The sequence below is a fragment of the Nonomuraea sp. NPDC049158 genome, assembly GCF_040648335.1.
GTDB lineage: Bacteria > Actinomycetota > Actinomycetes > Streptosporangiales > Streptosporangiaceae > Nonomuraea.
In genome coordinates, this window is sequence record NZ_JBEZDM010000038.1 from 62,260 (window position 1) to 77,141 (window position 14,882).

Annotated in this window: 8 protein-coding genes; 5 read left to right on the forward strand and 3 right to left on the reverse strand. The window is 70.7% G+C overall.

Translation table 11 applies throughout. The annotated features are described in order from the left end of the window. Positions 1 to 21: 21 nt before the first annotated feature. Genes AB0B61_RS47320 through AB0B61_RS47330 form a run of 3 tightly spaced genes read left to right on the forward strand, consistent with a single transcriptional unit; the run spans position 22 to position 8,661 of the window. Positions 22 to 1,347 (forward strand): condensation domain-containing protein, encoded by a 1,326-nt coding sequence (locus tag AB0B61_RS47320; RefSeq protein ID WP_358447326.1) that lies wholly within the window; start codon positions 22 to 24, stop codon positions 1,345 to 1,347. 2 nt (positions 1,348 to 1,349) lie between these two features. Beyond that, a complete protein-coding gene (locus AB0B61_RS47325) occupies positions 1,350 to 6,344 on the forward strand; it encodes an amino acid adenylation domain-containing protein (protein ID WP_358447328.1) in 4,995 nt (1,664 codons plus the stop codon). A gap of 19 nt (positions 6,345 to 6,363) precedes the next feature. Next, positions 6,364 to 8,661, forward strand: coding sequence for a lantibiotic dehydratase (locus AB0B61_RS47330; protein ID WP_358447330.1), 2,298 nt, complete (start codon positions 6,364 to 6,366; stop codon positions 8,659 to 8,661). An 18-nt stretch (positions 8,662 to 8,679) separates the two neighbouring features. On the opposite strand, the gene AB0B61_RS47335 is transcribed toward AB0B61_RS47330, so the two are convergent. Continuing rightward, positions 8,680 to 10,896, reverse strand: coding sequence for a lantibiotic dehydratase (locus tag AB0B61_RS47335; RefSeq protein ID WP_358447332.1), 2,217 nt, complete (start codon positions 10,894 to 10,896; stop codon positions 8,680 to 8,682). Between the two features lie 167 nt (positions 10,897 to 11,063). Between AB0B61_RS47335 and AB0B61_RS47340 the strand changes: the two genes are divergently transcribed. Next, entirely contained in the window at positions 11,064 to 11,351 is a 288-nt protein-coding gene (locus tag AB0B61_RS47340) for a phosphopantetheine-binding protein (protein ID WP_358447334.1), read from the forward strand. A 97-nt stretch (positions 11,352 to 11,448) separates the two neighbouring features. Here the strand turns inward: AB0B61_RS47340 and AB0B61_RS47345 are convergent, their stop codons facing one another. Together AB0B61_RS47345 and AB0B61_RS47350 are read right to left on the reverse strand one after the other, a co-directional pair. Beyond that, entirely contained in the window at positions 11,449 to 12,897 is a 1,449-nt protein-coding gene (locus tag AB0B61_RS47345; RefSeq protein WP_358447336.1) for an MDR family MFS transporter, read from the reverse strand. Between the two features lie 186 nt (positions 12,898 to 13,083). Then, complete coding sequence (locus AB0B61_RS47350; RefSeq protein WP_358447337.1) at positions 13,084 to 13,728, reverse strand: helix-turn-helix domain-containing protein; 645 nt, start codon at positions 13,726 to 13,728, stop codon at positions 13,084 to 13,086. A gap of 143 nt (positions 13,729 to 13,871) precedes the next feature. Between AB0B61_RS47350 and AB0B61_RS47355 the strand changes: the two genes are divergently transcribed. Continuing rightward, entirely contained in the window at positions 13,872 to 14,882 is a 1,011-nt protein-coding gene (locus tag AB0B61_RS47355; RefSeq protein ID WP_358447338.1) for an aldo/keto reductase, read from the forward strand.

Sequence of the window (14,882 nt, forward strand, 5' to 3'; positions counted from 1 at the left end):
ATGACAGAGGGGATGAGCCGCGTGAGCGAGCCATCTGAAGGGGCGACGCTCCCGAACAGCGACGCGCAGCGGACCCGGATGTCGGGCGAGGGTTCCTGTCTGACCGCGGCCATCGAGATCAGCGGACCCGCCGACGAGGATCTGCTGCGCGCGCGGCTCGCCCGGCTCGTCGCGCGCAGGCCCGCCCTGCGCAGCGTGTTCGGCTCGGCCACCGGTCATCGGGTGCTGGACGGCGGGACGTCGGCCTTCACCCGCCATCGGGTCGACGGTGCCGGCCGGGAGGCTCGATGGGCGCTCGCGTACGAGCTGGCCCGCCAGGAGGCGACCCGGCCGTTTCCGGCAGGCGCGTCGCCCCTGGTCCGCGCCGCCCTCTTCACGGCCGAGGCCGACCGGCACCTGCTCGTGGTGAGCGCCGATCAGCTGGTGTGTGATGCCTGGTCGGCCAACCTGCTGGTGGAGGACCTCCTCGCGGCCGACCTCGACCAGGCATCCGACGCCTACCCGGAGGTCTGGCGCGGACGCCAGGAGTGGCTGGACGGCCCCGACGGGCTGGCGGCGGTCGGACGGCGACGGCGGGCCGTGACGGGCGCCCATCGGGCATGGCCGGTCTCGGGTCGCCCCGACGACGGCGATCCGGACGAACTCGTCGAGCGGCTGCTCGAGATCGACGACGAGACGACCCTGGAGCTTCGCCGGCGGGTACGGCAGGCGAAGGGCTCGCTGCTGGCCGTCGGCGCCGCCGCCCTCGCACTCGGCGCGGTCGGGCATGTCACGCACTCGCTGGCGTTGACCACGATGTTCGCGGCCCGCGAGACCGAGGCCGAGGCGAACGTCGTGGGCTGGCTGTCCAACGACGCCCTGCTCGTGCTGCCACCTCAGCGGGGGACGGTTCTCGACCACCTGACGGCGATCCGTGGCGAGATCTTCGCCGCGCTGCGCGACCAGCGCGTGCCCGGCGAGCGCCTGGCATCCGCCCTGCACCCTCAGTCAGGGGACGCGGGACTGTCGTTCGCCTTGCTGTACCTTCCCGCGCAGCTGAGCGGTGGCGGTCAGGTCGCGATGAAGCTGGGCGCGGCCGAGGCGGCCCGCGCCGCGGTGTCGATCTGCCCGACCGGCGCGGATGTGGATCTGTTCATGGTGGAGGATCCGCCGCCCCGGGCGGACGGCGTCCGGCCGCTGCTGCGGCTCGGCGCGACGAGCACCCGCGGGCGAGCCGGAACCCGGGAGACCGAGCGGCTGCTCAGCCGGTGGGGCGACGCTCTGGCCGTGCTGGCGGGTCACGACTGGTCCACGACGCCGATGCGGGAGATCGCCTCGGTCTTGGCTTCCGCGCCGGGCGGGCGCTGATCATGGAGCGGGACGGGTGGCGCCCGCCGTACATCCATGAGGTCTTCGCGCGGGTGGCGCGGGCCGAGCGAGACGGCGTGGCGGTGACAGACCACACGCGGAGCCTCACCTACGGGGAGCTCGACGACGCGGCGGAGCGGCTCGCCGACGCGCTCACCGGCGCCGGCGTCGGTCCGGGGATCGTCGTGGGGCTGCTGATGGAGCGCACGGCCGACGCGGTCGTCCTGGTGCTCGCGGTGCTCAAGGCGGGGGGCGCGGTGCTGGCCATGGATCCGGTCTATCCGGATGCCCAGGTCAACCGCATGATGGCGGCGGCAGGCGCCGCGGTGCTGGTCACGGAGGAGCACCGTAACCACGTCGACCGCCGCGTCCTCACTTTCGGTGAGCTCGCCGCGCTCTCGGGAACGCGGCCTCCGGGAACGCGGCTTTCAGGAACGCCGCTCTCGGAAACGACCTCTAGGAAGACTCCGGAGCAGGGTGATCTCGCCTTCGTGAACCATACCTCCGGGTCGACACACCATCCCAAAGCCGTCGGCGTCAGCCACCGCAGCATCGCCATCGCCGCCGACGGATGGCTGGACAGCTACCGCCTTCGTGAGCGTCCCGGGCGGCATCTGCAGTATGCCGGGTTCGGCTTCGACGTCTTCATTCAGGACCTGGCGCGGTGCCTGCTGTCCGGCGGCGAGCTGATCATCTGCCCCTCGGCGGTCCGGCTGGACCCGCCCGCGCTCGCCGACTTCATCCAGGCGCACCGCGTCACCTTCGCCGAATTCACCCCTTCCCTGCTGAGCCTGCTGACCGAGTATCTGCACCTGAGCGGCCGCCGGTTGACCACCCTGGAGACGCTGGCCGTCGGCGGGGAGCCGTGGCGGGTGGAGGCGTATCACCGGCTGGTCCCGCTCGTGCCCAACGCCGTCATCGTCAACACGTACGGCCTGGCCGAAAGCACCATCGACAACCTCGCGCACTTCGGACCGCCGCCCCCGGACGCGGCGCCCGATCAGCCGATGCCCTTGGGCCGCCCGCATCCCGGCACCGAGATCCTCGTGCTGGCCGACGGGCGTCCCGTGACCGCGGGCGTCGGGGAGCTGTGGCTGGCGGGAGAGTGCGTCAGCACGGGCTACCTGGGTCAGCCGGAGCTGACCGCGCAGCGCTTCGTCCCCGACCCGCGTGGTGGCACGGGGACCGCGCTGCGTACCGGAGACCTGGTCCGCCTCGATGCGGACGGCGGCATCTCTTACCTGGGCCGCAGCGATGACCAGGTCAAGATACGCGGCGTGCGGGTGACGCTGGGCGAGATCGAGTCCGTGCTGACCGCGCACCCGGCTGTGCGCGGCGCCGCCGTCATCGCCACGAGCGGCCGCGAGCTCGTCGCGTACGTCACGGCCGACGCCGACCCGCCCGTTGACGAGCTCTGTGCCCTGGTACGTCACGCCATCGTCCCCGAGGCTGTCCCGGCGCGGATCGTTCGCCGGGCTGACCTGCCGATCAACCCGAACGGCAAGATCGACCGCAACCGCCTCACCCGCGAGGCCCACGCCGACCTACCCACGGTGGCGCGGGGCGGCGGCGTCGAGGACGTGGTGACCCGGGTCTGGAGCCAGATCTTCGGACGGGACGCCTTCGCCCCTGACGACCATTTCTTCGCCATCGGCGGCGACTCGGTGACGGCCGTGCGGGTGGCGATGCGGGTGGGCAGTGAGCTCGGCCGGCATGTGCCCGCGACCACTCTCCATGAGCACCCGACGTTCGCGGGCTTCGTCGAGTTCTCGATGACGGCCCAAGCGCACGCGCCCGCCATCACGCCTCGTGCCGACCCGGCCGCGCATCCGCTCAGTCCCGGCCAGCGGCGGCTGTGGATGATCAGCAAGCTCCACCCCGGCCAGGTGACCTATGTCGTGCCGACCCTGGTCGAGCTGGCCGGCGACCTCGATCACGCGGCGCTGGCCACGGCACTCGGCGACATCGTGGCCAGGCACGAACCCCTGCGGACGATCGTCGTCGAGCGGGACGGCGAGCCGATGTGCCAGGTGCTCGATCCGGCTCCGGCAGAGCTGACCAGGCAGGAGGCGGCCGATGAGAACGACGCCAGGATGCTGGTCAGGTCATTCCTCGAACGGCCCTTCGCGCTCGACGCCGAGCCGCCGTTCAGGGCCCAGCTCATCGCTGTCGGGCCGGCCCGTCACTGGCTGGTCCTGAGCATCCATCACATCGCCACGGACCAGGACTCTGAGCGCACCCTCTTGGAAGAGCTCGGCCGGTGCTACGACGCGGCGCTCTCCCACCGGGCCGCTCCGATGGTGCGCCCGGCGATCGGCTATGGAGACATCGCGCTGTGGCGTTCGACCGCCGCCGTGGAAGCCCAGCGGCTCGAAGCGTGGCGGCGAAAGCTGCGCGGAGCCGAGGATCACGCACTGCCCCTGGAGGGCCCCACCCCGGATCGACCGGGAGGTGTGGGCGAGAGCCGGACCCGATGGCTGGACGCCGACACGGCCGAACGGGTCCGCGAGGTCGCGCGCGGTCGCGGCACCACCCCCTTCGTCACGCTGCTCGCGGCCTTCGCCGAGATCATCAGCCGCTGGTGCGGCAGGCGGGACGTGTGCGTCGGCTATCCGGTGTCCAGGCGGGAGCTGGCCGGGATGGAGGACCTGGTCGGGTTCTTCGTCGAAACCTCGGTGCTCCGTCTCGACCTGGAGGACGACCCCGACTACCTCAGCGTGGTGGATCGCGTACGTGACGAGGTGGCCGACGGCATGGCCGCCCTGGACATCCCCTTCGACCTCATCGCGGAGCAGAGCGAGCATCGCGGCCCCCTCTTCCGGGTCTGGTTCAACCATCTGGGGACCGATCGCCGCACGCCCGCCATGACCGGGCTGCGCACGGCTCTGATCGACGCGCCGGTGGTGCCCGCCATCTTCGATCTCAACGTCTACGTGACCGAGGTCGGCGACGACATCCGGATCGACCTCGTGCACGACGTCGCGGTGTGTTCGCGCGAGGTGGCCGAGGAGATCTGCGACCAGTACGTCGCGCTGCTCGGCGCTGTCCTGGAGCGTCCCGAACTGCCGGTTCGCGGGCATCGGCTGGCCACCTCGCGCTCGCTCGCCGTACTGCGGCGGCCCGATGAGCCGCTCGACCACGAGCCGATCCCGCCATCCGCGCTCGCCCGCACACTGATGCGGTCCGTTCGCCGGAGCCCAGGGGAGGTGGCGATCCGCGACGAGGACGGAACGCATACCCGCCGGGGTGTACGTCACGCCGTCTTGAGCGTGGCGCGGGCATTACGCGCGGCGGGCGTGCGTACGGGAGAGGCGGTCGCCGTCTACGCCGAGCGTGACGCGGCACTGGTCGCGGCCATGCTCGGCGTGTTCGCGGTCGGCGGCCGGCTGCTGATGCTCGATCCGCGCTACCCGCCCGGGCGGCTGGAGCACTACCTGAGCGTGGCCCGGCCGCGCTGCGTGATCGTGCTGGGCCGGACCGCGCCGGCGGCCGGTGGATTCGCTCTGGTCACCCGGGCGCCGAGCGGCGATTTCGGCGTGTCGCGGCCGGCCGCGGCGGACCATGAACCGTCCGCCTTCGGGGGAGTGGGGTATCTGGCCTTCACCTCGGGCACGACCGGCGGCCCGGTGGGCGTGCTCGGCGGTCTGGGTCCGGTCATTCATTTCCTGCGCTGGTACAGCGCGGAATTCGGGCTGGGCGCGGGTGATCGGTTCGCCCTGCTCGCCGGCCTCTCCCATGATCCACTCTACCGCGATGTCCTGGTCCCGCTCTGGACGGGCGGCACGCTGTGCGTACCGCCACCCGAGGTGCACGCGACGCCCGCGCTGCTGCTGTCCTGGCTGTCGCGAGAGCGCGTGACCGTGCTGCACCTGACTCCGCCGCTCGCCCGCCTACTGAGCGAGGCCGCGGCGCAGGCCGCCACGTCGCTGCCGGCGGTCCGGCTGGTGGTGCTGGCGGGCGACACGCTCACCACAGCCGACCTGACCGGGCTCGCCGTGTTGACGCCGGCCGCGACGCTCGTCAACGGCTACGGGACGACGGAGACGCCGCAGCTCGCCTCGCGGCAGGTGGTGGGAGAGGGGTCGCCGTCGCTCGGCTCCGGCGCGCCCGGGAAGGGGTCGCCGTCGCTCGGTTCCGGCGCGCCCGGGAGCAGTCTGCTCGTACTCGACCGGCACGACCGGCTCTGCGGGATCGGAGAGCCCGGTCGGATCGTCGTCCGCGGCGGCCGGCTGGCCGAGGCGCTGCTCGGTGGGGCTCCCGGGCTGATGCCGGATCCCGTGCCGGGGATCGCCAGGTTCGTCACGGGGGATCTCGGCCGGTACCGCGTGGACGGGACGGTCGCCTATCTCGGGCGGGCCGACGACCTCGTCAAGATCCGCGGTTTCCTGGTCAACCCGATCGAGGTCGACGAGGTGCTGGCCCGCGATCGCGCGGTCGCGGCGTCGGTGACCGTGATCCGGCCCGGGGCGGACGGGAACGAGCTCGTGAGCTATGTCGTACCGTCAGCGGCGCACCGCCCGGCCGTCGCCTCGTTGCGCTCGCGGCTCGCGGCCGTGTTGCCGTCCCCCTCGGTACCAGTGGAGATCATCGAGGTCGCGCGGCTCTCGGTCACCGCGAACGGGAAGATTGATCTGTCCTCGCTGCCCGACCGGGCGCAGCCGACGGCGCCGGCTCATCGTGAGCCGCCGGAGAGCCCGCTCGAACGGCACCTGGCGGAGATCTGGTCATCCGTCCTCGGCGTCACCGATCTGGGTGTCACCGACAATTTCTTCGATCTCGGCGGTACGTCCCTGAAGATGATCCGCCTGCACACGGCGGTCTGCCGGGAACTGGGCGCCGCCATCTCGCTGATCACGCTCTACGAGAATCCCACCATCCAGGCGCTGGCCCGCGGGCTGGCGCAAGAGCGCGAAGACCTGATCGGCTCCGAGCGCCGGCCGCGAGGCCGGTCCACGTCCGAGCGTTCGCGCCGGATCGCGGCCCGGCGACGCGGGTGATCTGAGAGGACATGTCAAGATGCGTGTGCCCATGTCGGAGGGACAGTGGTGGATCTGGCGCGACGTGGGGTTGCGCAGCGCGGGCTTCCCCTTCGCCGCGCTGGAGGACCTGGCCGACGAGCCTCTCGCCGCCCTCGCGGACGATCCGGGCGACGACGGTGCGTTCCTGCGCGCCTGGGAGACCGGCACGTCGCGTGGTGTACAGCGCATGATCCAGATCGCTGAGACGGAGGCGATCCGCTCCGCCCTTGTCTGGCAAAATCCCGACATCCTGGAACATGTCGTGGACTGGCTAAAACGCCACGGGGACACGCCCGAGCGCAACAAGCGGCGGCGCCGCAAGGAAGTCGCGCTCGCCAACTATCTCCAGCGCTACCACGCGAAGAACGAGACCATCGGCGCATTCGGCCCCGCGGCCTGGGCCGAGCTGGACGGGCCGTCCGTTGACGTGCGCATCGGCCCCAGCGTGATCCGCGCCCGCCAGGTCGACTTCGAGGACTGGGCGGTGGACGGCCTGGCCCGGGCGTTCGCGGCCGATCCGGAGGTGCGTCGCCATCTCCCGCCGGCGCTAGCCCTGGGTGTCCGGCTGCACGGCCGGATCGTCGCGCGTCCCGACCTGTCCACCGAGGTCCTCTCCGCCGATCTGGCGCGGGTCGCCGGGTGCTGCGACGGTTCGCGGGACCTCCGCATGATCACTACCGAGCTGGCCTGGAAGCACGGGGCCGGCGCGTACGACGAGGTCCGCGTCGCCGCATGGCTGGCCGAGCTCGCCGAGCGCGGGATCATCGGATGGGGGTTCGACGTCTCTCAGGGGCCCTCGGCGATGGACGAGTTACGCGCGCAGCTGGAGACGCTGCCACCGGCCTCGCGTGGCACGCTGCCGGCGGTCATTGACCGGTTCGAGCGGCTGCGTGCGGATCTGGAGGAGGCGCACGGTCGCCCTGAGCCGCTGGCGAAGGGGCTCGCCACGCTCGACGAGGAGTTCGAAGCGCTGACGGGGAGCCTGGCGAGGCGTGGGCACGGCCAATACCGCGCCGGTAGGAGGCTGGCGCACGAGGAGTGCCGGCGAGACGTCGAGGTCACACTGGGCCGTACCTTCCTCGATGCCTTCGAGGCGCCGATGTCGCTGCTCCTCACCAGCGTTCGATGGCTGCTCGGCGAACTGGCGGCGGTGATCGAGTCGACGCTGCGTGATGTCGTCAGGCAGCTCGGTGCCGACCTCGCCTCCCACGATGGCCGCGTACCGCTCGGGCTCGTGCTCACGCGGGGTTATTCGGTGTTGGAAGGCGGCCCGGCGTTCGATCCGGTCATCGCCGGCCTGCGGGAGCGCTGGCGGGAGATCCTGGACTATGACGAGACCACCTCCCGGGTCGAACGGACCTCGGGAGCACTGGCCCAGGCTGTCGAGAGGGCGTTCCCCGCGCCCAGCCGCGCGCCCTGGTACGGCGCGGCGCGCCACAGCCCCGACGTGATGGTGGCCGCGGAGAGCCCGGCGGAGTTCGCGGCCGGCCGCTTCTTCCTCGTCATGGGGGAGATGCACATTGCCAGAGAGACGCTCGACTCCCTGACCTTCTCGCGATGGCACCTGCGGCCGGAAAGGCTCGTCGCCGCGTCCGAAGAACACGGTCACGACCAGCCGAGGTTCGTCCCCCTGTATCCGCGCGGCACGCCGGGCATCACCGGCCGCTCCTACCCGACTCCCGACCTGGTCTCGGACCAGTACCTGTACCTGTCCTTCGGCGCGCGGACCGGAGCCCGGCCCGTCCCACCGCACCGGGTCTGGCCCGTCGACCAGCTCGTGGTCGCGGAGAGCGACACGGGTCTGGTCGTCACCGGACGGTCCGGCGGGTTCGCGGCCCCGCTGCTGGACGTCCTGGGCGAATACCTGAGCCACCTGGTCGTCGACGCCTTCCAGCTCATGCGGCCGCTCGGCCATACGCCACGCGTCACCGTCGACCGGATGGTGGTCGCCCGCGAGTCGTGGCGGCGTCCGGTCGCCGAGGTTCCGGTGGGACCGGGCACCGGCGAGGCGGAGGCGTTCGCCGCCGTCCGGGCGTGGGCGCGCCGGCTCGGCCTGCCACGACACCTGTTCTGGCGTACTCCGGGGGAGCCCAAGCCGATCTACCTCGATCTGGCGAGTCCCGCGCTGGTCAACCTGTTCGCCGCGATCGTCAGGCGGGCCCGCCGCGAGCGCCCGGACCAGGTGGTGACGCTCACCGAGATGCTGCCCGATCCCGGTCTGCTGTGGCTGCGCGATGCCGAAGGACGGCGATACACCAGCGAGTTCCGCCTGGTCGTGGCCGACGCGCAGCCCTGACTGGTCGGTGGGCGGCGCTCAGCCTTGGCTGAAGACCAGGCGCAGTTCGCTGGTGTGGGTACGTCCCTGCGCGTCGGGCAGCCACGTGTGCGCGGGGTCCGGATGCATCTCGGTGATGGAGATGACCCCGCCGGACTTGCGCCCCTTGCGGACCTCTGTGAGGAAGTCATTGACGAACAGCGGGCTGTCGAAGTCGAGATATCTCGGCTTCGTCCTGGGCGCGGCCCGCCAGAAGACGAATCGCGGCATCCCGTGCGCGTCGGCCCAGCGTCGCAGGGCGGCGTAGGCGGCGCCCCCGGATCCGCGGTGCGGAATCTCGGCGGCCGGCACCCGCCAGGTCTCCCGCGCCATGACCAGCCGGTCGATGGTCACGCGCGGCGTGTGCGGCAGCGGACGCAACGGGCGGAACAGGCCGCCGAGCGCGCCCTGGGCGAGTTCGCCGAAGACATCGAGCATCGTGAGGCGTCCGCCGTCGGGCGTGCGTACGACGAGGTCGGGATCACGCTCCGCGATGAGCTTCGACAGCTCCAGCAGACGGCCCCGAGGCGTCGGCCGCTCGCCGTTGCCCGGGGAGAAGGAGAGATACCAATAGCGATCGGAGTAGAGCTCGGGGGTGGGGTAGTCGCGCCCGGTCAGCTCTCCCGTCCGGGGATAGACGGGTACGAGCCGCGGGTGTCTGGCCAGGGCCTGCTCCGTGTACCGCCGCAGCCGTGCGGGATCGGGATGGAACTCGGCGAACGACACCGAGTCCACCGTGACCATCGCGGGATGGAGCTCGCCCAGGACGAACTCGTACCTGCCCGCGCACAGGTCCTCGGGACCGCGAGCGGCGATCATCACGTCGGGGCTGTGGTGACAGGCGCCGTACCAGGTCGGAGGAGGTGCGGCGAACCGGGTGCGGACGAGGTCGGCGAGGTCGGACGTCCGCCTGGTGACACGCCGGGTGCCCGGCTGGAAAGCGAGGAGCTCATGCCAGATGTCCTGGAACTCCTCCGTCGCCGCCACGAACCAGGAGTGGTCCCCCATGCGCTCGAAGAACTGACCGACCAGCGACCCGAGCGGCACGGGTGCCCCGGCCGCCGTCCGGTCGAAGATCTCGCCCATCAGCGCTTCGAGGCATGAGCCGAACCGCCAGGTCAGCCACTGCGCGCCGGCCAGCATCAGGTGCATGGGGGGCAGCAGGGCGGCCTCGACATCGGCTCCCAGCCGCAGCTCCAGATCCCGCTCGCACTCCTCGTACGCCGCGCGTCTGCCCATGGGCCGTTGGTCTCGGCTGTGCACGGCGGGTCCGCCGGTGAGTTCGACCAGATCGGCGTCGAGAGCTTGGAAGGCGGCCGCCAGCGGCTCAGGCCGGTCACCGGCGAGTTCGAGCCGGCGGCGGCCCTCTTCGAGCCTGCCGAGGGCCTCCGCCGCCGCGGGGACGTTCTGGAGGGCCCGCTCCGGCCACGCGTCCTGCGGTACGTCGTACTTCCAGATGATCAGGCCGGCGTCGTTCAGCCGTTCGAGGGCGGCGAGCACATCGCGCTCGTCCTGGATCTCGCTCAGGTTGCGCCGACGCAGGTCGTCGGCCAGGTCGACGGCCAGCTTGACGCCGTCGAGACGGGCGAGAACGGCCGCGTCCGCCGCGGGCAACTTGTGGGGCGGGGCGCCGGGACGGAGCACCTGCCGCCCCATGACCATGACACCGTGGCGTCGGGCCGCCGGTATCCCGCCGCGCGTGGCAGGGTCCGCCGAAAGGGCTTCCGCCAGCGCGTCGATCGCCCAGTCCTCGAAACGGACCGACCTTCTGGAGACCAGACGCGCTCCGGCGCGGACGAATGTGCCGCCGCTGTCGATCCGGAACCAGACGTAGGGCCCGAACGAGCCGATGGTCTCGTTGCGGACGTGGTAGCGCTGGGCGTACCTGGCGAGCGTGGCCTCCTTACGGCGCCTGTCCCGGTTGTGCAGGTAAGGCGTCTCATGCCGGAGCAGCCAGCCGACCAGCTGGCCGATCATCTCGGGGTTCTGCCAGAGCAACGCGGTCGTGAAGGAGTCGCCCCGCGCGATCTCAAGGAGGTCCGCGCTGGCGCGTTCGGCGCCCGCCTGCCAGGAGAGCTCGATCTGCTCGGCGGTGCTGTCGGGATCGAGGGCCAAGGCCGCGGTCTCCGGGTCGGCGAGTCGCAGCAATTCCAGTACCGGCAGTCCCGCGCCACGCAACACGATGTCCGGCCACAGCCGCCAGGCGGGTTCAGCCATGCCCTGCCTATCGTCGGTTCGATGGTTGGTTGGACACGGTCATTCAGCCACGGGACATCCCATCGGAGCTAGTAGTCCAAAAGTGGACCTCTGCGAAATCGGACTCCCGATGACCACGAAGGATGGACTGGAATAGGGAGGAGCCAGCCGTCCGAGGAAGGGGCTCCATGACCGATCGCCGGCCGCGCCAGACCCGAGGCCGGGCGCCTCGCCCCCGCGCCTCGACCGTCTTCCGGCTCACGGAGATCCTGAGGGGGGTGCTCGGTGCCGCCGCCGGATTCGACGACGACCTCCGCACCCTTGACCGCGATCCCGTACTGATCACCCGAATTCACCACGGAATTCTTGAGTCCTTCGGTGTTTCCCTCCCGCTCGACCCGCTCTTCGAGGCTCCGACGCTCACCCAACTCGCCGAACTCGTGGAACAGACCATGGACAGCGCCACCCGCTCCTAGCCGCGACCGACCCGGTGACGCGGGCGAGGGCGTGGTGGTGGAGTGCGTCACGGCGGTTTCTACCGAGCGTACGGCGAGATCAGGCGTCTGCTCTGAGTTACTTGTGTTCGCCGGTGGCGCTTTCCGCTCGGGCCGGCAGGAGCAGGGCGGTGATGATCACGGCCACGGACAGCGCCGCGCCGATGATGAAGGCCAGCCGCATGCCGTCGAGGGTGGCGAGCACCTGCGTGACTCCCTCGGATCTCAGGGTTTCGGCTCGCGCGCTCATCACGGTGACCACGAGCGCGGTGCCGATGGCCGCGGAGACCTGCTGCAGCGTGCTCAGGATCGAGCTGGCGTGGGAGTAGAGCGACGGGGGAATCGCGCCGAGCCCGATGGTGAACACCGGCGTGAAGGTCGCGGCCAGACCCACCATCAGCAGCGCGTGCAGACCGAGGAGCTGCCAGAACGGCATGGTCATCGTGATCTGGGTGAAGCCGGCGAGCGCGAGCGTGATGCCGATCGCACCGGGGACGACCAGCACCCGGCCGCCGTGCTTGTCGAACAGGCGGCCGACGATCGGACCGAGCAACCCCATCGCGAGGCCGCCCGGCATCACGAGGAGTCCGGTCTGCAGGGGGGTGAGCAAGCGGATGTTCTGCAGGTACAGCGGCAGCAGGATCATCGAGCCGAGCATCGCCATGAAGGCCACCGACATCATGATCAGCGCGACCGTGTAGGTGCGGTGGCGCAGGGTACGCAGGTCCAGCAGCGGCGTGCCGCGCTTCTGCAACCACAGCTGGCGCACGACGAAGACGACGATGGCGAGCAGGCCGGCCCCCACGATGGTGGCGGCGACGCCTACCTCACCGCCCTCGAACCGGCTGAGCCCGTAGACCAGACCACCGAAGCCGGCCGCCGCGGTCACCACGCTCAACCAGTCGATGGTGCTGAACTCGGTCTCTCCGACGTTCTGGAGCTGCTTCAGGCCACGCCAAGTGATCAAGGCGGCGATAGGAAGCACCACGGCGAACAGCAGCCGCCACGACCCCAATTGCAGGATCACCCCCGAGACCGCCGGACCCATCGCCGGCGCGACCGAGATGGCCAGGGTGACATTGCCCATCACCCGGCCCCGCTCCTCCTCGGGCACCACCTGCATGAGCGTGGTCATCAGCAGCGGCATCATCACCGCGGTCCCGGACGCCTGGACGATGCGGGCGCCGAGCAGCACCTCGAACGACGGCGCGATGGTGGCCAACGCCGTGCCGAGCAGGAACAAGCCCATCGCGGTGGTGTACGCGCTGCGCGTGGACACCCGCTGCAGGAACCATCCGGTGATGGGGATCACCGCGGCCATGGTCAGCATGAAGGCGGTCGAGAGCCATTGCGCGGTCTGCTCGGTGATGTGCAGCGCTTCGATCAACCGTGGGATCGCATTGATCATGATCGTCTCGTTGAGGATCACCACGAAGGTGGCGAGCACCAGCAGCCGGATCACGGCCGGGGTGCGACCCGAAACGGCGGTCGCGGATTTGGCGGGTGAGTCGAGCTCTGGGCTGAACACGGCACCTCTATCAGGGTTGTCGGACATGATGTGGTCATCGGGCTCACACGATGTTGTGGTCACGTAAAGACTGACCGGCACCACCGACAAAACTCATCGCCCCCGCCCCAGCATTCCGGTGAGAGATGCGAAATGTCACCCGGTTTTCACTGGCGGCCGATGACGATCTAGAGGTTTCCCGGGCGCTCAGCGCACCGGGGCCGACCGGCCGTAGAGCATCGCGGTCCAGGCATTGGTGAGGACGTCGATGAGAACCTGCTCGTTGTCGAAGGGTGGCACCCCGGCCGCGGCGAGATAGTAGAGGCGTTCCCCCAGCCAGGTCAGTGAGGCGGCCACGGCGCGTACGTCGGCGTCGCCGAGCTGCCGGAGCGCCTCCGGGTCGGATCGGATGCGGACCGCGGCGGCCTCGGTGAACAGGTCCATCTGTTCAAGCCACAGGGCCCGCAGACCATCGTCGGAGCCCCAGCTCTCCACGATCGCCATGAGGACGCCCGCGTTGGCGCGCCACAGCCGGGCGCCGTCGCTCACGCCGGCCCGGAGCGCGGCCGCCGGGTCCTGCTGCCCGTCGATCCAGGGCTGCGCCGCCTGCTGCCCCTGCGTCACGGCTGCGCGCACCAGCTCGCCGAGTACGGCCTGCTTGCTCGGAAAGTAGAAGTAGAAGCTGGCCCGGGAGACCTCGGCGGCGGTCAGGATGTCGGCCACGCTCAGGGCGTCGAAGCGGCGCTCACGCAGCAGCTCGCGCGTCGCCGACATGATGCGCTCCCGAAGCTCCGCGGCGGCCGGCGCTGCTCCAGATCGGCGGGCGGAGTGTGCGGTGCGCTTGGCGGACATGCGATCCAGCATACGACTGCCTGTACGGACGACGCGTCTAGACGGAATGTCCAGACACTGTGTATGGTCGCGTTCATGGCACACATAGCAATCCACCGGGTCGTCACCGACCCCGACGAGCTGTTCAGCGGATCGGCGACGGCATGAGATACCGCACGCTGGGCGCGAGCGGTCTGCGGGTCTCCGAGCTGATCCTGGGCGCCATGACCTTCGGCGAGCAGGGCGGCGTCGGCGCGCCGATGCCGGAGTGCCGGCGAATGCTCGACCTGTACGCCGAAGCCGGCGGCAACATGATCGACACCGCCGTCAACTACCGCGACGGGGCGAGCGAGCAGATACTCGGCGAGCTGCTGGAGGGCCGGCGCGAGTCGTTCGTGCTCGGCACGAAGTACACCGTCTCACGCGACCGCGCCGACCCCAACGCGGCCGGGAACCATCGCAAGAACCTGCGGGCGTCGCTGGAGACCAGCCTGCGCCGGCTGCGCACGGACTACGTGGACGTCTACTGGGTGCACATGTGGGACAGCGCCACGCCGATCGAGGAGACCATGCGTGCGCTGGACGACGCGGTCCGGGCGGGCAAAGTGCTGTACGTGGGGATCTCCGACGCCCCCGCCTGGATCGTGTCCCGGGCGAACACGCTGGCGCAATGGCACGGCTGGAGTCCGTTCATCGGTCTCCAGGTGCCGTACAACCTGCTCCAGCGCGACATCGAACGCGAGCTGCTGCCCATGGCCGAATCGCTCGGACTGGGCGTCACCGCGTGGAGCCCACTGGGCGGCGGCGTGCTGTCCGGCAAGTACACCCGCCCCGACGGACCCGCGACCGGCGGCCGGCTCAGCGCCGAATCGCTCTCGGCTCGTGACCACGCCATCGCCCGAGCGGTACAGGACGTCGCCGACGACCTCGGCGCCACGCCCTCGCAGGTGGCCATCGCCTGGACGGCGAGCCGCTCCCACGCCGTCCACCCCATCGTCGGGGCGCGCGGCACCGACCAACTCCGCGACAACCTCGCCGCCGCCGACCTCACCCTGCCGCCCGAAAGCATCGCCGGTCTGGAACAGGCCACCGGCTTCGCGCTGGGATTCCCGGGGGACTTCATCAACCAGACGTCTTCGTGGGTCTTCGGCTCGGCGCTCGTCGGCCCACGCTGA